Genomic DNA, 19473 nt, shown 5'->3' with positions numbered 1-19473 from the left:
TCTCAGTCCTCGCTCTTCGGTTCGGTCGCACCATTATCGTCCACGCGCGCGCAGAGGACGGTCCCGACCTGGCGGCGGCGCCCGCGGGCCTTCTCGGCCTCCATGCGGACGCCCTCGGCGACGCCGACGGCGCCGGGGAGGGGGACGCGCCCGATCGCCTTGGCGAGGAGCCCGCCGACCGAGTCGACGTCCTCATCCTCGAGCTCCATGCCGAGGAGCTCGCCGAGCTCGCTGATCGGGAAGCGGGAGGGGACGCGCCACGTGCCGTTCCCGAGGTCCTCAGGCTCGAGGACGACGCGGTCGTGCTCGTCGGTGAGCTCGCCGACGACCTCCTCGATGAGGTCCTCGAGGGTGACGAGGCCGGAGACCCCGCCGTACTCGTCGATGACGATCGCCATGTGGAAGTGCTCGGCCTGCATGTGCCGCAGGAGGTCGTCGGCGGGCTTCATCTCGACGGTGAACTCGGCGGGGCGCATCATCTGCTCGGCGACCTGGTCCATGTCGGAGCCGTAGGTCTCGAGGCGCTGGACGACGTCCTTGAAGTAGAGGACGCCGCGGATGTCGTCGACGTCGTCTCCCTCGACGGGGATGCGCGAGAACCCGGAGCGGACGAAGAGGCGCAGGGCCTTGCGGGCGGGCAGGTCGACGGGCGCGGTCACCATCTCGGTGCGCGGGACCATGACCTCGCGGACGAGGGTGTGGCCGAGGTCGAGGACGGAGCGGAGCATCTCCCGGTCCTCCTCCTCGAAGCCCTCGGTCTCGCCGACCTGGTCGACCATCTCGCGCAGGTCGTTCGCCATTTCGGCGCGGGCCTCGGCCTCGGTCTGGGCGGGCTGGGGCAGGCGGCCGCGCAGGCGCACGACGAGCGGGTCGAGGACGCGCGAGGCGTCGACGAGCCGGGAGACGAGCGGCGCGCCGCGCAGGGCGATCCGCTCGGGGCGGCGCGATCCCCACCGCGAGGGGAGGAGGGAGACGAGGACGAACTGGACGAGCGAGACGACGAGGAGCGCAACGAGGCCGGTCGCCCACCAGGACAGCCCGGCGCCCGCGATCGCGAGGGTGAGGCAGATCGCGAAGACGACCTGCCAGAAGGTCCGGAATCCGCGGACGACGAGGCCCGTGCGGGTCCGGTGCTCGAGGAGGAGCGCGAGGAGCGGCGCGTGGCGCTCCTCGTCCTCGACGAGGTCCTCGGCGGTGGCGAGCGAGAGGCGTTGGAAGGCGACCTCGACGGACTGGAGCGCCGAGGCGACGGCGACGGCGACGAGCGCGAGGACGAGGAGCGCCGCCGCGGGGATCGACTGGGCCCAGTCCGAGGTCATCGGGTCGCGAGGAAGGTGAGGAGGAGTGTGCGTTGGAGGGAGAACATCTCCTCCTTCTCGTCCTCCTCGGCGTGGTCGTAGCCGAGGAGGTGGAGCATCCCGTGGGTCGCGAGCATGAGCATCTCCTCGACCGTCGTGTGCCCTGCCTCCTTCGCCTGCGCCTCGGCGACCTGCGGGCAGATGCAGATGTCGCCGAGCGTCCCGGCGGGAGTCGGCTTCCCGGCCGTGCCGGGGCGGAGCTCGTCCATGGGGAAGCTCATGACGTCCGTCGGGCCCGGAAGGTCGAGCCAGCGGATGTGAAGGTCCTCCATCGGCTTGGGGTCGATGAAGAGGATGTTGAGCTCAGCGTCGGTGGCGACGTGCATCTGCGTGAGGACGTGGTCGGCGAGGGCGGCGAACTCCTCCCCGTCGATCGCGTACTCGGTCTCGTTGATGACCTCGGTCATCTCTCCCCCTTCTCGTGGTGCCCGGACCCCGTCCTCGTCCCCCTGCTGCGGGAGCGCGAGGAGAGGGCGCGCGTCGCGGCGGCGCGGTCCTCCCAGCGGGAGTAGGCGTCGATGATCTGGCCGACGAGCTCGTGGCGGACGACGTCCGCGCTGGTGAGCCGCCGGAATTCGATGCCGTCGATGCCGTCGAGGATTCTCTCGATGACGGCGAGGCCGGACTGCGAGGCGCCGGGCAGGTCGATCTGCGAGGCGTCGCCGGTGACGACGATCTGCGAGTTGAAGCCGAGGCGCGTGAGGAACATCTTCATCTGGTTGGCGGTCGTGTTCTGCGCCTCGTCGAGGATGATGAAGGAGTCGTTGAGGGTCCGCCCGCGCATGTAGGCGAGCGGCGCGACCTCGATCGTCCCGGCGGCCATGAGCTTGGGCAGGGCCTCCGCGTCGAGCATGTCCTTGAGCGCGTCGTAGAGCGGGCGCAGGTACGGGTCGATCTTGTCGGTGAGCGTGCCGGGGAGGAACCCGAGGTTCTCCCCCGCCTCGACCGCCGGGCGCGTGAGAACGATCCGGCGGACCTCGCCGGCGAGGAGCTTGCGGACGGCGACCGCCATCGCGAGGTAGGTCTTGCCCGTGCCCGCGGGTCCGACGCCGAACACGATCGTCGAGCGCTCGATCGCCTCGACGTAGGCGCGCTGGCCCGCGGTCTTCGGCCGGATCGAGCGGCCGCGGACCGTGAGGACCTCCTCGGAGGGGGCGCCCGCGAGCGCCGTCGACTTGAGGAGACCGATCGCCCGCTCGACGGCGTCGGCGTCGAGCGGCGTGCCGCGGCGGGCGAGGCCGACGAGCTCCTCGAGGAGGTCGGCGGCGACGTCGACGTCCGCTTTCAGTCCAGTGAGGGCGGCGTCGCGCCCGATGACGTGGAAGGAGACGCGCGGGAATCCGCGTTCGAGGGCGCGCAGGACCTGGTCGGCGGTCCCGAGGACGAGGATCGGATCGAGGTCGGCCGGGATCGGGACGTGCCGGGTCGCGGCGACGATGCGCGCCACTTCGGGGTCGGTCACTGAGCCTCGCTCTCCTTCGGGGACGCGCCCAGTCTAGCCGGGCGGGATCCCCGGGGCGCTCGGGCGGGTCGCGCTCGGCCGCCGCTCGGAGGGCTGCGGGATCGACGAGGTCGGGGCGGGGCGCCGGTGGAGGCGTTGCCGGGCAGCCCCGGGAGTGTCGACGAAGGCCGCCATCGCCTGGTACGTCTCCCGGTCGGCGATAATCGAGGGGTGACCCCGCTCGCCCGACTGCTCGCCGACCCGCCCGACCTCCCGGTCGTCGCGGCCCTCGCCGATCTGTCGGCGCGGATCGCGCCCGGCCGCGCCCTCGTCCTCACGGCTCCCCCGGGCTCGGGCAAGACGACGCTCGCGCCGCCGCTCCTCGCCGAGCGCCTACCCGGCCGCGTCCTCGTCGTGCAGCCGCGCCGGATCGCCGCCCGCGCGGGCGCGCGGCGTCTCGCCGCCCTCCTCGGCGACGAGATCGGGGGCCTCGCCGGGTTCTCCGTGCGCGGCGCGACGCGCCTGTCGGGGCGCACCCGCGTCGAGTTCTGCACTCCCGGCGTGCTCGGGCGGCGCCTCCAGGCCGACCCGTCCCTCGAGGGCGTCGGCGCGGTGATGATCGACGAGTTCCACGAGCGCCACCTCGACACCGACCTCGCCCTCGGGCTCCTCCTCGACGCGCGGGCCGTCCTGCGCGAGGACCTCCATCTGACGATCGCGTCCGCGACCCTCGAGGCCGATCGGGTCGCCGAACTCCTTTCCGGCGTCGTCCCGGAGGTCGACCGCGTCGACGTGCCCGGCGTCCTCCACCCGCTCGAGGTCCGCTACGCCGCTCCCCCGCGCGGCGTCGGATCCCTCGAGGCGGGTCCGCGCGGCGAGGTCCGCGTGCCCCGCGCCTTTTGCGCGCACGTCGCCGCCCGCACGCGCGCCGCCCTCGCCGCGACCGAGGGGGACGTCCTCGTCTTCGTGCCGGGCGCGCGCGAGATCGACGAGGTCGCCTCGGGCCTCGGCGGATTCGGCCCCGGATACCTCGACGGCGAGCAGGTCGAGGTCCTCCCCCTTCACGGCTCGTTGTCGGCCGCCGAGCAGGATCGGGTCCTCGTCCCCCGCTCCGGCGGGCCGCGTCGCATCGTCGTCGCGACACCCGTCGCCGAATCCTCCCTCACGGTCCCGGGCGTCCGCTGCGTCGTCGACTCCGGGCTCGCGCGCGAGCCGCGCCTCGACATCGCGCGCGGCACCTCCTCCCTCGTCACCGTGTCGGCCGCCCGGGCCCGCTGCGACCAGCGCGCGGGCCGCGCCGCGCGCCTCGGGCCGGGCCTCGCGATCCGCTGCTTCGACGAGGTCGACTGGGCCCGCAGGCCCGCCCAGGCCCTTCCCGAGATCCTCGTCGCCGATCTTTCCGACGCCGCGCTCCAGGCGGCGTGCTGGTCGAACGACGGGCTCGCGGGGCTCGCGCTCCTCGATCGGCCGCCGGCCGCCGCGCTGACGGCGGCCCTGACGAGTCTCGAAGGGCTCGGCGCCCTGTCCGCGGGGCGAGCGACCGATCTCGGGCGCCGCGTCGCGAGGCTCCCCCTCAATCCGGGCATCGGCTGCGCCCTCGTCGCTACCTCCCCGCGGATCGGAGCCGAGCGGGCCGCGCGCTTCGCCGCACTGCTCGGGGAGGAGCCGCGCGTGAATGATGCGGACCTCGCCGCCCTCGCGCGCTCGCTGAAGGCGCGCGACCGGGCACTCGCCGCGCGTGTCGATCGCGGGGCGTCGCGGCTGCTCCGCTTGCTCGGGGACCTGGGCGATCGACGGGAACCGGGGTCCGAGGGCGCCGCTTCAGGCGGGGGTGCTGATTCGGCCGGGGGCGCTGGGGCGGCCGTCAGCCGGCCCATCCGCCTCCGTGACGAGGACGCCCTCGCCCTCGTCGTCGCGCATGCCCGCCCCGCGTGGATCGCGCGCGCCCGCGGGAAGGGGCGGCGCTACCTCCTCGCCGACGGACAGGGCGCGTCGCTGCCTGAGAATTCGCCGCTCGAGGGAAGCGAGTGGCTCGCCGTCGCCGAGGTCTCACGAGCCGCCGGGGCCGACGGCCTCATCCGCGCGGCCGTGCCGATCGCGGCCGACGACGCGGTGGAGGTCGGCGCGCCGCTCCTGCGGACGATCGCCGAGACCTCGCTCGTCGGCGGGCGGATCCGACTCGCGCGCCGCGAATCGCTCGGCGCGATCCCGCTCGGCGAGCCGCTCGCCTCGGCTCCGAGCGAAGAGGAGGCGCTCTCCGCCCTCGTCGACCTTCTCGGCTCGGAGGGACTCGGAATCCTCGACTGGACGCCCGCTGCCAGGAGTCTGCGCGAGCGGCTCTCAGCCCTGCATGCGGTGGATCCGGACTCGTGGCCCGACATGTCCGACGAGGCCCTCCTCGCCGCGGCGCCCCTCTGGCTCGCGCCCGAGCTGCCCGGGCTCGCGAGGGGACGACCCATTGCCGGGATCGACATGGTCCGGGCGCTGCGCTCCCTGCTCGAATGGCCGGTCGCCGGGCGCCTCGACGAGCTCGCGCCCGTCGACATCGAGATCCCGACCGGCGCTCGCCGCAGGATCGACTGGTCGAGCGGGAGGCCCGTCCTCGCCCTGCGCGTCCAGGAGGCCTTCGGGTGGCTCGACACTCCGACCTTCGCGGACGGGCGCCTGCCCCTCGTCCTCCACCTCACGGACCCCGCCGGGCGGCCGACCGCGGTGACCTCCGACCTGCGGAGCTTCTGGGCCGGCCCCTACCGGGACGTGCGCGCCCAGCTGCGTGGGCGCTACCCCAAGCACCCGTGGCCGGAGGACCCGTTCTCGGAGAAGCCGACCTCGCGCGCCAAGCCCCGGCGGTAGCTTCGATTCGCCGACGGCATTACCCGACCCCCACCGAGAGCATCACCTTCGCGCGCCGAAAGCATCACGTTCGCGCGCCGAGGGGATCTTCGAACGCCCAGGTCGGCCGGGCTCACGCCTCCTTGCGCGCCGCGATGTCCTCGAGCGTCTGCGAGAACTCGAACACCACCGGATCGCCGCCGATCCGGTGCTCGTCGGCGTGCAGGGCGTCGATCGCCGCAAGATCGTCCGCCTCGAGCTCGAGGCCCGCGGCCGCGAGGTTCGCCTCCATGCGCTCGCGGTGCGTCGACTTCGGGATGACGATGTGTCCGACCGCGAGGTGCCAGGCGAGGACGACCTGCGCGGGCGTCGCGCCGATCCTCTCCGCGATCCCGACGATCGTCGGATCGGCGAGGTCCGCGCCCTGGCCGAGCGGCGAGTACGCCTCGATCGCGATGCCGAGCTCGACGCACGCGTCGCGCACATCGGGGCGGTGGAAGAGCGGGTGGGCCTCCACCTGGTCGACCGCCGGCACGACGCCGGTCGCGTCGACGATCCGGCTGAGGTGCTCCGGCAGGAAGTTCGAGACGCCGATCGAGGTCGCGAGCCCCTCCTCGTTGAGGGCGATGAGGGTCTCCCAGCTCTCGAGGTAGAGGTCCTTCGACGGGACCGGCCAGTGGATGAGGTAGAGGTCGACGCGGTCGAGCCCGAGCGCGTCGAGAGAGCGCGAGAGCGCCTCACGGGCGCTCTCGCGCCCCTGGTCGAAGTTCCGCAGCTTCGTCGTGACGAACAGGTCGTCCCGGTCGATCCCCGAGGTCCGGATCGCCTCGCCGACGCCCGCCTCGTTGTAGTACGCGGCTGCGGTGTCGATGTGGCGGTACCCGATCTCGAGCGCCTCGGTCACGGCGACGGCCGTCGATTCCGGCGGGATCTGGAAGGTCCCGAATCCGATGGCGGGGATCTCGGTCCCGGAGTTGAGCAGGAGGTTCGGCGTCGGCGCGATCATGTCCTCAGCCTACGTCCGGGCCCCCGGTACGTCAGTGGCTAGCGTGATGCTCGACACCTTGTGGCGAGAGTCGGAATGAACCGGGGATCGCCCTCGTTGATCGGAATGACGCGCCGCGACGGCGATACTCCGCCGCGACGACCACCGATGCCACCGCGAACGTTCGCGACCTCGAACTCGAAGGAGCCCCATGTCCGACCAGACCGCCATTGAAGATTTCGACCTCCTCGTCGTCGGAGGCGGCAAGGCCGGCAAGTCGCTCGCCATGGAGCGCGCGAAGAAGGGCCTCAAGGTCGCGATGGTCGAGCGCCGCTTCGTCGGCGGCACCTGCATCAACGTCGCGTGCATCCCGACGAAGACCCTCGTCGCCTCGGCCCGCCGTCTCGAGAACGCCCGCACCGACGAGGCCTTCGGCGTCGTCGGCACCTCCGGCGCCTCGGTCGACCTCGGCAAGCTCCGCGCCCACAAGGAGGGGATCGTCTCCGCGATGGTCGGCGCCCACGAGAAGATGTTCGCCGCCCCCGGCCTCGACTTCATCCGCGGCGAAGCCCGCTTCGTCGCCGAGCGCACCGTCGAGGTCGCCCTCGAAGACGGCGGCACCCGCACGATCCGCGGCGAGAGGGTCCTCGTCAACCTCGGTTCGCGCCCTGCGCGTCCCGAGATCCCCGGCTTGTGGGAGTCCGGCGCGTGGACGAACGAGGAGATCCTCCGCCTCGAGACCCTCCCGAAGTCCCTCGCGATCATCGGCGCCTCCTACATCGGCGTCGAGTTCGCCTCGATGATGGCCGCGTTCGGCGTCGAGGTGTCGCTCATCTCCTCCGGCGCGCACGTCCTCCCCCGTGAGGACGAGGACGTGGCCGCGGAGATGGAGGCGAGCCTGACGGACATGGGCGTCTCGATCGTCGGGAACGCCCGCGCCCTGTCCGCCTTGCGCGAGGACGGGCTGACCACGCTCCTCCTCTCGAACGGACAGACCCTGTCCGCCGAGGCCGTCCTCGTCGCCGCCGGCCGCACCCCGAACACGGACGGCATCGGCCTGGAGAACGCCGGGATCGCCCTCGACGAGCGCGGATTCATCGCCGTCGACGAGCACCTGCGCACGAGCGCCGAGAACGTCTGGGCCGCGGGCGACGCCGCTGGCACCCCGATGTTCACCCACGCCTCCTGGTCGGACTTCCGCATCATCCGCGCCCAGTTCGACGGCGCCGACGACTCCGATCCGCGCACCTCGAAGGCCGGACGCGTCATGCCCTACGCGGTCTTCGCCACCCCCGAGCTCGGCCGCATCGGCCTGTCGGAGACCGAGGCGCGCGAGGCGGGCCGCGAGGTCCTCGTCGCGAAGATCCCGGTCGCCCAGATCCCGCGCGCAAAGACGATGCGCGCGTCGCGAGGCGTGTGGAAGGGCGTCGTCGATGCGGCTACCCACGAGATCCTCGGCGTCGCGATCCAGGGCCCGGACTCGGGCGAGGTCGTCACGGCCGTCCAGGTCGCGATGGCCGCGGGCATGACCTACGAGAATCTCTGCTTCCTCCCGATCGCCCACCCGACGATGGGCGAGGGCCTGCAGATCCTCTTAGATCAGCTCGCCTGATCGGGAGATCCAGGAATAGCGCGAGGGGCGCGCCGGGCCGACGGGTTCCGGCGCGCCCTTTCGTCGATCGACGAGGGCGGGGCGNGCGCCCGAAACCGACCCCCACCCCGACGGAACCGGGCACATACGCCGCAATCAGGCGCACACCACCCGCAATGCGCCCGAAACCGACCCCCACCCCGACGGAACCGGGCACATACGCCGCAATCAGGCGCACACCTCCCGCAATGCGCCCGAAACCGTATCAGGCACCGGCGGAATCGGACGCACACGCCGGAAACAGGCGCACACCGCCGGCAAGGAGCCCGAAGCAGCTCTGGCTCGCGCCGACCCCATGAAGCGCCGCAGTCAATCCGTGGTCTCAACCGCTCACCCCGAACCAGCGCCCCCTCCCGTCCTCGTCGATCGGCGCGCGAAGAGGAGACGCGCTCATCCACAGGCGCCGCACGGCGAAACGCGCGTCCACAGGGGGCTCACACCTTGGTCCGGCGATCAGCGAGCCTTACTCCACTATCGGGACATGGAGCGCGCACACTTCGACCTTGTCATCCTCCACGGCGGATTCCGACGCGAGATTCGCCGCGGGAGCCTCGTGCGCGTGAAGCACGGAGTCGCGATACGCCTTGCGGACGCCGCCAATGACCTTGAGGAATGGGAGAAGCGCGAGCTCGTCACCAGAGCCAGGATCCTCGCTGTCGCCGCGACCATGCACACGGCGATCGTGCTCACTCACAATTCCGCGGCGATACTCCACGGAATCGAAACGTGGGGAATGAACCCGGAGGTCTCATTCTCGGCCGCAAGTCGCCTTCGGGCTCGTCCGCTCCCCGCAGTCATCATCGGCGGAACGGAGATACCAGGATCGCGGACGCGCCCGATGGTCGACACCATCCGCAGGGAGACCACGACCTGTTGTGAGGGGTTGGAAGCCTCGACGCTCGAGGACACGGCCGTGGACTGCGCCCTCGACCTCCCACCGCTCGAGGCATTCGTCATCATTGCCGGGATTCTTCGGAAGCTGAGCGCGTTCGATCGGTTCGACCTCACGGCATCGCGTGCTCGCGAACGACGGGCGCGGGCCGCCGTTGTCCAGCGCCTCGACGAGGTATCGGCCGATTCTCCTCGGAGGGAGAGCGCGAGACTCCTGGTCAGTCTCGCGGATGCGGCCTGCGAGACCATCGGTGAACGCGTGCTTCACTTCGTCCTCATCACCCTGTTCCCCGCGATCATGACGACACAGGTCGAGGTCCGCACCAATGGCAAGCGCTATTTCCTCGACGTCGCGATCATGGACCTGAAGATCGCCTTCGAGTTCGATGGCGTCATCAAGATGGGCAACGATTCCCGGGAGTTCCGCGACGCACAGGCCAAACTGCTCGCGCGACAACGCGATCTGGAGGACGCGGGGTGGACCGTCATCCGCGTTGGATGGGGCGACCTGCTCGATCTGTCGAAGCTCCGTGACAAGCTCTTCAGAAGGATCATCGCGGTCGCCAAGCGCCCGCTGATCCCGGACTCTCAGACTCAGGATCTCTGGTCGAGGCAGATCTCCCATCGACATGGCGAGAGGACCCGTGCGGCCGAGAGGCGGCGTCCGTGAAGTTCGAGCGGACCGGAGTTCGCGTCGCGTTTGCGGCCTGAGGCGCATACGCCTGCATCCGCTATCGCGCGCATGGGCCGGAATCAGGCACACACCTCCCGCAATGCGCCCGAAACCGCCCCAGACCCCAACGGATTCGGGCACATACGGCGGAATCAGGCACACACCACCCGCAAAGCGCCCGATTCTCAGGTCGAGCCGAAGGGGAGATCCCCTCGACGAGCGAAGGTGATGCTTTCGGCGAGGCAAGGTAATGCTCTCGGTGGGGGAAGTGGGAACCCAAGCATGCCGCGGACGGGCGCGCCGAGCCGAGCGTCGGGAAAGCCGCGTCTCAGCCGGGCCGAGCGTCAGGCGAGCACGGGTTCAGGAAAGCAGCGCACCAGCCGAGCCGTGGCTCGGACGAACCACGGCTCAGGCGAGACCGGGATCGAGGGCGAGGAGATCCTCGACGGTCTGGGGCCGCAGGATCCACCGCGCCTCGCCGTTCTCGACGGCGACGACGCCGGGCTTCGTCAGCATGTTGTAGTTCGACGCCATCGAGTAGCCGTAGGCGCCGGTGACGGGCACCGCGAGGAGGTCCCCTCCGCGCACGTCGGAGGGCAGATCGACGTCCCACACGACGACGTCGCCGCTCTCGCAGTGCTTGCCGACGACGCGCGAGCGCACGAGGGGCGCGTCGGAGACACGGTTCGCGAGCGTCGCCGTGTACCGGGCGCCGTAGAGGGCGGGCCGGATGTTGTCGGCCATGCCGCCGTCGACGGCGACGTAGCGCCTCGAAGCGCCGTCCTCGAGGTGAGCGTCCTTGACGGCCCCGACCCTGTAAAGGGTGAGGGTCGTCGGCGCGACGGTCGACCGACCGGGCTCGACGGACACGCGCGGCACGGGGATTCCGAGCTCGGCGCACCGCCGCTTGACGACCGTCGCGATCGCGCGCGCCGCCTCGACCGGGGGCGTGGGAATCGGGTCGTCGCCCGTGTAGGCGACGCCCACTCCCCCGCCGAGGTCGAGTTCAGGCAGGGGCGCTCCGATCCGGGCCGACGCCTTCGCGAGGAGTTCGCACATGATCGAGGCGGCCTCCTCGAAGGCGGCCGTCCCCTGGATCTGAGATCCGATGTGGCTGTGGAGTCCCCGCAATTCGAGGTGGGGAGAGGCCTGGATCGCGGCGACGACCTCGTCGAGCTGCCCGTCGAAGGCGCCGACGCCGAACTTCTGGTCCTCGTGCCCGGTGGAGATGTAGGCGTTGCCGCCCGCGTGGACGCCGGTCTTCACGCGGATCATCACGCGAGCGGTCGTGTTGAGCCGCGCGGCGATCTCTTCGATCTGGGCGACCTCGGGGAGGGAGTCGATGAAGATCCGCTCGATCCCCTCGCCCTGCCCGGCGGTGAGGGCGAGTTCGATCTCGGCGTCGAGCTTGTTGTTCCCGTGCAGGCCGATCGACGAGGGCGGGGCGCCCGCGCGCAGCGCGAGCGCGAGCTCGCCGAGGGAGGCGGTGTCGACGCCCATGCCCGCTTCGACGACGGTGCGGACGACGTCGGAGCAGAGGAAGGCCTTGCCGGCGTAGAAGGCGTCGCCGCCGTTCATTCCGTAGCCGTCCCAGAACTCCTCGGCCATGGCGGTCGCCCACACGGTCGCCCGTCCGCGCAGGTCGGCGCGGTCGAGGACGAAGGCGGGGGTCGCGAAGTCGTTCGCGAGGTCGGTGAGGGCGACGCCCCCGACCTCGAGGACGCCGTCCTCGCGCCGGCGCGCGCTCCACGGCCAGAGGTCGGGCCTCTCGGCGGGCTCGGGGCAGCGGAGGTCGCCGACGGGGCGGTGATCCATCGAGTCGAGGGCGTCGCTCATCGTCACATCCTCTCGGGGGCGGCGACGCCGAGGAGGCCGAGGCCGGTCGCGAGGACGCGGGTGACGGCGTCGTTGAGCCACAGGCGGGCGACGTGCCCGGCGTCGACGGGGTCGTCGCCTCGCGGAGTGACGCGGCACTGGCCGTACCACGTGTGGTAGGCGGCGGCGAGCGACTCGAGGTAACGGGCGACGCGGTGCGGTTCGCGGAGCTCGGCGGCCTGGGCGACCTGGGCCGGGAACTGGGCGAGGACGCCGAGGAGTTCGGCGTCGGCGGGCGCGTCGAGGGCGGCGGGCTCGAACCCGGCCTCGCGCGTCACGCCATGCTCGGCCGCGTTGCGCGCGACGTTGCGGGTGCGGGCGTGCGCGTACTGGACGTAGTAGACGGGGTTCTCGTTGGTGTGCGAGGCGAGGAGGTCGAGGTCGATGTCGAGGTTGGAGTCCATCGACACGCGGACGAGGGCGTAGCGCGCGGCGTCGACTCCGACGGCGTCGACGAGGTCGTCGAGCGTGACGATCGTGCCGGCCCGCTTCGACATGCGCACGGGCGCGCCGTCCTTGAGGAGGTTGACCATCTGGCCGATGAGGATCTGCATGTTGACGCCGGGCGTGTCGCCGAAGGCCTCGCACATCGCCATCATGCGGCCGATGTAGCCGTGGTGGTCGGCGCCGAGGAGGTAGATCGCGGCGTCGGCCCCGCGGTCGCGCTTGTCGAGGTAGTAGGCGACGTCGCCGGCGAAGTAGGCGGCCTGGCCGTCGGACTTGATGAGGACGCGGTCCTTGTCGTCGCCGTAGGTGGTCGTGCGCAGCCAGACGGCGCCGTCCTCGTCGAAGACCTCGCCGCGCTCGCGCAGGCGCTCGATCGCGCGGGCGACGGCGCCGGACTCGTGGAGGGAGTCCTCGTGGAAGAAGACGTCGAATTCGGAGCGGAAGTCGCGCAGGCGCTGCTTGATCTCGTCGAACATGAGGTCGACGCCGCGGGCGCGGAATGCTTCGACGGCCTCATCCTCGGGGAGGGTGACGGGGTCGGGCTCTCCGGCGGCGGCCGCGTCGGCGCGGACCTGGGCGGCGATGTCGGCGATGTACTGGCCGCCGTAGCCGTCCTCGGGGGCCTCGCGTCCCATGGCGCGCGCGTAGAGGGACTTCGCGAAGCGGTCGATCTGCGAGCCGTGGTCGTTGAAGTAGTACTCGCGCGTCACCGAGGCGCCGGAGGCGGCCATGAGGCGGGCGAGGGAGTCGCCGACGGCGGCCCAGCGGGCGCCGCCGAGGTGGACGGGGCCGGTGGGGTTCGCGGAGACGTACTCGAGGTTGATGCTCGTGCCCGCGAGCGAGTCGTTCGTCCCGTAGGACTCCCCCGCCTCGACGATGGTGCGGGCGAGTTCGCCGGCGGAGGCGGCGGCGAGGCGGATGTTGAGGAAGCCGGGGCCGGCGATGTCGACGGAGTCGATGCCCTCGTGCGCCTCGAGGGCGGGGGCGAGGATCTCGGCGAGGGCGCGCGGGGCGAGCCCGGCCTTCTTCGCGAGCTGCATCGCGAGGTTCGTCGCCCAGTCGCCGTGGTCGCGGTTGCGGGGCCGTTCGACCTTGACGGCCGCGGGGACCTCTCCGGGATCGAGGGCGAGGGCGCCCTTCTCGATGGAGTCGAGGACGGCGCCCCGGATGACGAGTGCGAGTTCTTCTGGAGTCACCCCCACAGGGTAGGGCGTCGCGCCCGCGCCGGGCCACCCCGCCCACGGCCCCGCGGAACGGACGAGGTCGGGGCGTCGCACCTGCTCAGACCGGAAACGTTACCGGTTCGCAATCATGGGACGCGCCGCCCCGCCCTCGTCGATCCCAAAAAACGCCGGAATCCTGCGCTTCTTCGTCACCGAATTGTGACCTTCGTAACGGCGAAATCCTTGCGCCGCGCCTTCCGAACCTCCTATAGTCCTCAGTACCGGAAACGTTACCGGTCCGATTCGTTCGGATCGATGACGGCTCCGCCTCGCATCCCCCGCATGCTCGAGCACAGTCGCGAGAGCACGAGAACTGTCCAAAGGAGGACATCAGCGATGTCGAAGTTCATGAAGGTCGCCGCAGCGGGCGTCGCCGCGGCCGCCGCCCTCACCTCGCTCGCCGCCTGCTCGTCCGGCTCGAACACCGCGAAGGACGACGGCAAGGGCTCCGTCTACTACCTCTCCTTCAAGCCCGAGCAGGACTCCATCTGGCAGGAGGTCGCCAAGGCCTACACGAAGGAGACCGGCGTCGAGGTCAAGGTCGTCACGGCCGCCTCCGGCACCTACGAGCAGACCCTCAAGTCGGAGATCGCGAAGTCCGACGCCCCGACCCTCTTCCAGATCAACGGCCCCATCGGCATGAAGAACTGGATGGACTACACCGCCGACCTCTCCGGCACCGACTTCTACAAGGCCCTCCTCGATCCGTCCATGGCCGTCGGCCAGGACGGCAAGGTCTACGGCGTTCCCTACGTCGAAGAGGGCTACGGCATCATCTACAACCAGAAGATCATGGACAAGTACTTCGCCCTCGACGGCGCGAAGGTGAAGTCCATGGACGAGATCACCAACTTCGCCACCCTCAAGGCCGTCGCCGACGACATGCAGGCGAAGAAGGATCAGCTCGGCATCGAGGGCGTCTTCGCCTCGACCTCCCTCAAGCCGGGCGAGGACTGGCGCTGGCAGACCCACCTCGCGGATCTCCCCGTCTACTTCGAGTACCAGGACAACAAGGTCGACGACATGACCGACCTCACGTTCAAGTACAACAAGGAGTTCAAGAACATCTTCGACCTCTACCTCACCGACTCGACGATCGACCCGAAGCTCGCCTCGTCGAAGGCCGTCACCGACTCCATGGCCGAGTTCGCGCTCGGCAAGGCCGCGATGGTCCAGAACGGCAACTGGGCGTACGGCCAGATCTCCGAGGTCGACGGCAACACCGTCGCGGCCGAGGACGTCAAGATGCTCCCGATCTATACCGGCCACGAGGGCGAGGAGTCCCAGGGCCTCAACATCGGCACCGAGAACTTCTTCTCCATCAACTCCAAGGCCTCCGAGGCCGACCAGAAGGCGTCGATCGACTTCGTCAACTGGCTGATCTCCTCCGACACCGGCAAGAAGTACATGGTGAACGACCTCGGCTTCATCCCGCCGTTCAACACCTTCACCGAGGCCGACCAGCCGACCGATCCGCTCGCCAAGGAGGTCATCCGCTACATGTCCGATAAGGACAAGACGACGGTTCCGTGGGTCTTCACGACCTTCCCGAGCCAGACCTTCAAGGACGACTTCGGCGCCGCCCTCTCGCAGTACGCCGCGGGCCAGATGGACTGGGACAAGGTCGTCGAGCTCTTCACCACCGAGTGGAAGGCCGAGAAGGGCGCCTGATCGGCTCCCCTAGGCCCATTCGAACCACGAGGCGGGTGCGCGGGCGAGAAGTCCGCCCGCGCACCCGCCTTTTCCACACCCTCTTTCAGGAGCGACGACCATGCTGAAGAGTCTTAAGAAATACGGGGCCGTATTCCTCGGCCCGACCCTGCTCGCCTTCACCCTCGCCTTCCTCGCGCCCTTCGCGATCGGCCTCTACCTCTCCCTCTGCAAGTTCACGACCGTGACGAACGCCAGCTTCGTCGGCATCAAGAACTACATCGACGCGTTCTCGGCCTCCCAGGGCTTCGTCCGCGCCCTCCTCTTCACCGCGGGGATCACGATCCTCTCGGTCATCACCGTCAACATCTTCGCCTTCGCGATCGCCTACGCGCTCACCCGCAAGCTCAAGGGGACGAACTTCTTCCGGACGGTCTTCTTCATGCCGAACCTCATCGGCGGCATCGTCCTCGGCTACACGTGGCAGACGATCATCAACGCGGTCCTCCTCCACTGGCAGACCACCCTCGTGACGAACGCCACCTACGGCTTCATCGGCATCATCATCCTGCTCAACTGGCAGATGGTCGGCTACATGATGATCATCTACATCGCCGGCCTCCAGGCGGTGCCGAAGGACCTCATCGAGGCCGCCGAGATCGACGGCGCCGGCAAGTGGCTGATCCTCAAGAACGTCACCATCCCGATGGTGATGCCCTCGATCACGATCTGCCTGTTCCTCACGCTGTCGAACTCCTTCAAGCTCTACGACCAGAACCTCGCGCTCACGAACGGCCAGCCGCTCGACATGACCGAGATGGCCGCACTCAACATCGTCAACACGTTCTTCGCGCGCACCGGATTCGAGGGCGTCGGCCAGGCCAAGGCCGTCATCTTCTTCCTCATCGTCTCCGGCATCGCGTTCCTGCAGCTGCGCGCGACCCGAGGCAAGGAGGTCGAGGCATGAGCACCGCCGCCGCAACCCGTACGTCCGCTCCCATCGAGAACGCGCCGAAGAGGAACGTCCTGGGGACCTCCCTCCTCTACCTGGTCCTCGCCGCCCTCACGATCGTCTTCATCGGGCCGCTCCTCTTCATCCTCAACAACTCGTTCAAGGGCCGCTTCTTCATCTCGGACGACCCCTTCGCCCTGCCCCTCGGCGAGTACTGGACGGGCCTGAAGAACTACGTCAACGGCCTCGAGACGACGAACTTCTTCGCCGCCGCCGGCTGGTCGTTCTTCATCACGATCGGCTCGGTCATCGTCATCGTCTTCTTCTGCGCGATGACGGCCTACTACATCACCCGCGTGAAGACCTGGTGGACGAACGCGCTCTACCTGCTCTTCGTCTTCTCGATGGTCGTCCCCTTCCAGATGGTGATGTTCCCGACCGTCAAGCTCGCCGACATGCTCAACCTCGACAACCCGGTCGGCATGATCGTCCTCTACCTCGGCTTCGGCGCCGGCCTCTCCGTCTTCATCTTCTCCGGCTTTGTGAAGTCGATCCCGATCGAGATCGAAGAGGCGTCGATGATCGACGGCTGCGGCCCGCTGCAGAACTACTTCCGCATCGTCATGCCGATGCTCAAGCCCGTCATGATCACGGTCGCGATCCTCAACGCGATGTGGGTGTGGAACGACTACCTCCTCCCCTACCTCGTCATCGGCCTGTCGACCCCGTACAAGACGATCCCGGTCGTCGTCCAGCAGCTCGTCGGCTCGCACGGCTCGAACGACATGGGCGCCCTCATGGCGATGCTCGTCCTGGCGATCATCCCGATCGTCGCCTTCTACCTCTCGAGCCAGAAGTACATCATCGAGGGCGTCGTCGCCGGCGCCGTGAAGGGCTGACCCGAGGTGCTCGACACTCGCCGCGCCGGCGTCCTCATGCCGGTCTCCTCCCTGCCCGGACCGTGGGGCATCGGCTGCTTCTCCACGCAGGCCGAGCGCTTCATCGCGTCCCTCGCGGAGGCGGGCCAGGAGATCTGGCAGATCCTGCCACTGGGGCCGACCGGCTACGGCGACTCCCCCTACTCGAGCTTCTCGACGTACGCAGGGAACCACTACTTCATCGATCTCGAGCGCCTCGTCGCCGACGGGCTCCTCGTCCCCTCCGACCTCGCCGGTCTGGAGTGGGGCGAGGACCCCGAGCGGGTTGACTACGGCGCCCTCTACGCCTCGCGCAACGCCGCCCTGCGGACGGCGTTCTCGCGGGCCGGGGACGTCTCGACCGACCCGGGCTTCGCCGCCTTCGAGCGGCGCGAGTCCGCGTGGCTCGAGGACTTCGCCCTCTTCATGACGGCGAAGGGGCTCAACGCGCAGGAGCCGTGGACGCAGTGGCCCGAGGGGCTGCGGCGCCGCGACGAGCGCGCTCTCGATGAACTCCGCAACGACAACCCCGATGAGATCGCCTATTGGAAGTGGCTCCAGTGGATCTTCGACGGCCAGTGGCGCCGCCTCCACGCCCTCGCGAACGACGCGGGCGTGAAGATCCTCGGCGATCTCCCGATCTACGTCGCCGCCGACTCGGCGGACGCGTGGAGCCGACCCGAGCTCTTCGAGCTCGACGAGGACCTCGCGCCCCGCCGGGTCGCCGGCGTCCCGCCGGACGGCTTCTCGGAGATCGGCCAGGTGTGGGGCAATCCGCTCTACGACTGGGACCGTCATCGCGCGGAGGGCTTCTCCTGGTGGATCGAGAGGATGCGCCGCCAGCTCGACCTCGTCGACGTCCTGCGCCTCGACCACTTCCGGGGGATCGAGTCCTACTTCGCGATCCCCGCGGGCGAGTCGACCGCGAAGAACGGCGCGTGGGAGAAGGGCCCCGGAATGGAGCTCTTCACCGCCCTGCGCGCCGAACTCGGTCCGCTCCCCCTCGTCCTCGAGGACCTCGGCTACCTCACCCGCGGCGTCGTCGACCTGCGCGAGGCGTCCGGGTTCCCGGGGATGCAGATCCTCCAGTTCGCCTTCGACTCTCGCGAGCCGTCCGACTACCAGCCCCATCGTTTCGAGCGCGACACCGTCGTCTACACGGGCACGCACGACAACGACACCCTCATCGGCTGGTACGGGGCGCTCCACGAGGCGGATCGGGCGAAGTCCGTCGTCTACCTCAACAACGCGCGCACGCCGCTCGCCGAGATCCCGTGGGACTTCATCACCCGCGCGATGACCTCGGTCGCGAACACGTGCATCGTCCCCATGACCGACTACCTCTGCCTCGACGGCTCGGCGCGCATCAACACGCCCGCGGTCTCCGAGGGCAACTGGCAGTGGCGCATGGCCGACGGCGCCTTCGACGAGCCCCTCGTCGAGCGGATCCGCGCCCTCACCGAAGTGGCCGAGCGGGCCCCCGCCCGCTGACCCCTCCACTCGCAAGGAGGCGAGAACCGCCGTGAGCCCTCGAGAATCGAGTACTCGGCCGACGATCAAGGACATCGCGAAGGCCGCCGGAGTCGGCGTCGTCACCGTGTCCCGGGCCCTCAACGACAAGCCCGACGTGTCCGAGGCGACCCGCGACCGCATCGTCGCCCTCGCCGAGGAGATGGGATACCGGCCGAACCGCCACGCGCGCTTCCTCAAGCTCTCCCACAACCCCGCGATCGCGCTCCTCATGAAGGGCGTCGACAATCCGTTCTTCCAGCGGATGCTCGACACGATGGAGACGCGGATCCGCGAGCGCGACTACCTCCTCACGGTGGTCAAGGTCCCCCACTGGGCCGACGAGTTCGAGGAGGCGATCAAGCTCGTCGACGAGGAGCTCATGGCGGGCGTCATCTTCCTCGGCGGCGCCTTCGCGCACGACGCCTCGGTCTTCGAGCGGATGCGCGTCCCCTTCGTCCTCTCGACGGTGTCGCGCCTCGATCGCGTGCCCGACGGCCTCTACTCCTCCGTCTCGGTCGACGACGAACTCGAAGCCTCGCGCGCCGTCCGCCACCTCATCGACCTCGGGCACGAGAAGATCGCCGTGCTCGGCGTCCCGGCGTTCGACGTGTCGGTCGGCGCGCAGCGCGTCGCCGGCTACCGCAACGCCCTCGCGAAGGCGGGCATCCCCGTCGACGAGGGGCTCATCCGCTACGAGGTCCTCGACCAGGGCAATCCCTACACGCTCGAGCACGGCTACCGGCTCGCTCAGCGGCTCCTCGCCGAGCGGCCGGACGTCACCGCGATCTTCGCGATCGCCGACGTGCTCGCGATCGGCGCGATGCGGGCCGTCCGCGAGGCGGGTCTGCGGATCCCCGAGGACATTTCGATCATCGGCTTCGACGGCATCACCTTCGGCGACTTCGTCGAGCCGCGCCTCACGACCCTCGCGCAACCGCCCGAGCAGATCGCGAAGATCACCTGCGATATCCTCTTCGACCAGATCGATTCGGGGCCCGTGCAGCACGTCTTCGTCCCCGGCTCCATTCACGAGGGCGGGTCGACCGGTCCCGTCCGCGCCGACTGA

Annotated in this window: 14 protein-coding genes; 8 read left to right on the top strand and 6 right to left on the bottom strand. The window is 69.8% G+C overall.

The annotated features are described in order from the left end of the window. Window positions 1-2 precede the first annotated feature (2 nt). From DY157_RS02155 to DY157_RS02145, 3 genes are read right to left on the bottom strand one after another with little or no spacing between them, the layout of a single operon-like run. Window positions 3-1319 carry a hemolysin family protein gene (locus DY157_RS02155; protein WP_115727022.1) on the bottom strand — a complete coding sequence of 439 codons (1317 nt, stop codon included), beginning with the start codon at window positions 1317-1319 and terminating at the stop codon, window positions 3-5. Continuing rightward, complete coding sequence (ybeY, locus tag DY157_RS02150) at window positions 1316-1765, bottom strand: rRNA maturation RNase YbeY (protein WP_115727021.1); 450 nt, start codon at window positions 1763-1765, stop codon at window positions 1316-1318. The genes DY157_RS02155 and ybeY overlap by 4 nt, the downstream gene beginning before the upstream one ends. Beyond that, on the bottom strand, window positions 1762-2820 hold the full coding sequence (locus DY157_RS02145; RefSeq protein ID WP_115727020.1) for a PhoH family protein: 1059 nt from the start codon (window positions 2818-2820) through the stop codon (window positions 1762-1764). The genes ybeY and DY157_RS02145 overlap by 4 nt, the downstream gene beginning before the upstream one ends. A 210-nt stretch (window positions 2821-3030) precedes the next feature. Here DY157_RS02145 and hrpB point away from each other — a divergent pair, with 210 nt between their 5' ends. Continuing rightward, entirely contained in the window at window positions 3031-5652 is a 2622-nt protein-coding gene (hrpB, locus tag DY157_RS02140; RefSeq protein WP_115727019.1) for an ATP-dependent helicase HrpB, read from the top strand. Between the two features lie 112 nt (window positions 5653-5764). Here hrpB and DY157_RS02135 read toward each other — a convergent pair whose 3' ends face one another. Further along, window positions 5765-6637, bottom strand: coding sequence for an aldo/keto reductase (locus tag DY157_RS02135; protein WP_115727018.1), 873 nt, complete (start codon window positions 6635-6637; stop codon window positions 5765-5767). Between the two features lie 190 nt (window positions 6638-6827). On the opposite strand from DY157_RS02135, the gene DY157_RS02130 reads away from it, so the two are divergent. Beyond that, the gene (locus tag DY157_RS02130; RefSeq protein WP_115727017.1) at window positions 6828-8228 is read left to right on the top strand and encodes a dihydrolipoyl dehydrogenase family protein; all 1401 of its coding nucleotides are present in this window, start codon (window positions 6828-6830) and stop codon (window positions 8226-8228) included. 520 nt (window positions 8229-8748) lie between these two features. Further along, window positions 8749-9828: a hypothetical protein gene (locus DY157_RS02125; protein ID WP_115727016.1), complete on the top strand. Its 1080-nt coding sequence runs from the start codon at window positions 8749-8751 to the stop codon at window positions 9826-9828. Window positions 9829-10239: 411 nt separating this feature from the next. On the opposite strand, the gene lysA is transcribed toward DY157_RS02125, so the two are convergent. Both lysA and argS read right to left on the bottom strand, forming a co-directional pair. After that, entirely contained in the window at window positions 10240-11667 is a 1428-nt protein-coding gene (lysA, locus tag DY157_RS02120; RefSeq protein ID WP_115727015.1) for a diaminopimelate decarboxylase, read from the bottom strand. A gap of 2 nt (window positions 11668-11669) precedes the next feature. Continuing rightward, complete coding sequence (gene argS / locus DY157_RS02115) at window positions 11670-13349, bottom strand: arginine--tRNA ligase (RefSeq protein WP_115727014.1); 1680 nt, start codon at window positions 13347-13349, stop codon at window positions 11670-11672. A 363-nt stretch (window positions 13350-13712) separates the two neighbouring features. On the opposite strand from argS, the gene DY157_RS02110 reads away from it, so the two are divergent. The 5 genes from DY157_RS02110 (at window position 13713) to DY157_RS02090 (ending at window position 19473) form a co-directional block, all read left to right on the top strand. Then, window positions 13713-15047, top strand: a complete 1335-nt coding sequence (locus DY157_RS02110) for an ABC transporter substrate-binding protein (RefSeq protein WP_115727013.1) — start codon at window positions 13713-13715, stop codon at window positions 15045-15047. A gap of 100 nt (window positions 15048-15147) precedes the next feature. Beyond that, the gene (locus DY157_RS02105) at window positions 15148-15993 is read left to right on the top strand and encodes a carbohydrate ABC transporter permease (protein ID WP_115727012.1); all 846 of its coding nucleotides are present in this window, start codon (window positions 15148-15150) and stop codon (window positions 15991-15993) included. Then, window positions 15990-16877, top strand: coding sequence for a carbohydrate ABC transporter permease (locus DY157_RS02100; RefSeq protein ID WP_115727011.1), 888 nt, complete (start codon window positions 15990-15992; stop codon window positions 16875-16877). The genes DY157_RS02105 and DY157_RS02100 overlap by 4 nt, the downstream gene beginning before the upstream one ends. A gap of 6 nt (window positions 16878-16883) precedes the next feature. Then, window positions 16884-18386: a 4-alpha-glucanotransferase gene (malQ, locus tag DY157_RS02095; protein ID WP_115727010.1), complete on the top strand. Its 1503-nt coding sequence runs from the start codon at window positions 16884-16886 to the stop codon at window positions 18384-18386. Window positions 18387-18417: 31 nt separating this feature from the next. Next, window positions 18418-19473 carry a LacI family DNA-binding transcriptional regulator gene (locus DY157_RS02090; protein ID WP_115727009.1) on the top strand — a complete coding sequence of 352 codons (1056 nt, stop codon included), beginning with the start codon at window positions 18418-18420 and terminating at the stop codon, window positions 19471-19473.

It is taken from the genome of Actinomyces culturomici (assembly GCF_900499005.1).
Lineage (GTDB): Bacteria > Actinomycetota > Actinomycetes > Actinomycetales > Actinomycetaceae > Pauljensenia > Pauljensenia culturomici.
Note: the sequence above shows the minus strand (reverse complement) of the source record. Positions and strands in the feature narration are given on the sequence as shown.

Excerpts from the sequence above, each read along its gene's own strand:
- DY157_RS02155 (WP_115727022.1), bottom strand. The coding sequence starts at position 1,319 with ATGACCTCGGACTGGGCCCAGTCGATCCCCGCGGCGGCGCTCCTCGTC.
- ybeY (WP_115727021.1), bottom strand. The coding sequence starts at position 1,765 with ATGACCGAGGTCATCAACGAGACCGAGTACGCGATCGACGGGGAGGAG.
- DY157_RS02135 (WP_115727018.1), bottom strand. The coding sequence starts at position 6,637 with ATGATCGCGCCGACGCCGAACCTCCTGCTCAACTCCGGGACCGAGATC.
- DY157_RS02130 (WP_115727017.1), top strand. The coding sequence starts at position 6,828 with ATGTCCGACCAGACCGCCATTGAAGATTTCGACCTCCTCGTCGTCGGA.
- DY157_RS02125 (WP_115727016.1), top strand. The coding sequence starts at position 8,749 with ATGGAGCGCGCACACTTCGACCTTGTCATCCTCCACGGCGGATTCCGA.
- lysA (WP_115727015.1), bottom strand. The coding sequence starts at position 11,667 with ATGAGCGACGCCCTCGACTCGATGGATCACCGCCCCGTCGGCGACCTC.
- DY157_RS02110 (WP_115727013.1), top strand. The coding sequence starts at position 13,713 with ATGTCGAAGTTCATGAAGGTCGCCGCAGCGGGCGTCGCCGCGGCCGCC.
- DY157_RS02105 (WP_115727012.1), top strand. The coding sequence starts at position 15,148 with ATGCTGAAGAGTCTTAAGAAATACGGGGCCGTATTCCTCGGCCCGACC.
- DY157_RS02100 (WP_115727011.1), top strand. The coding sequence starts at position 15,990 with ATGAGCACCGCCGCCGCAACCCGTACGTCCGCTCCCATCGAGAACGCG.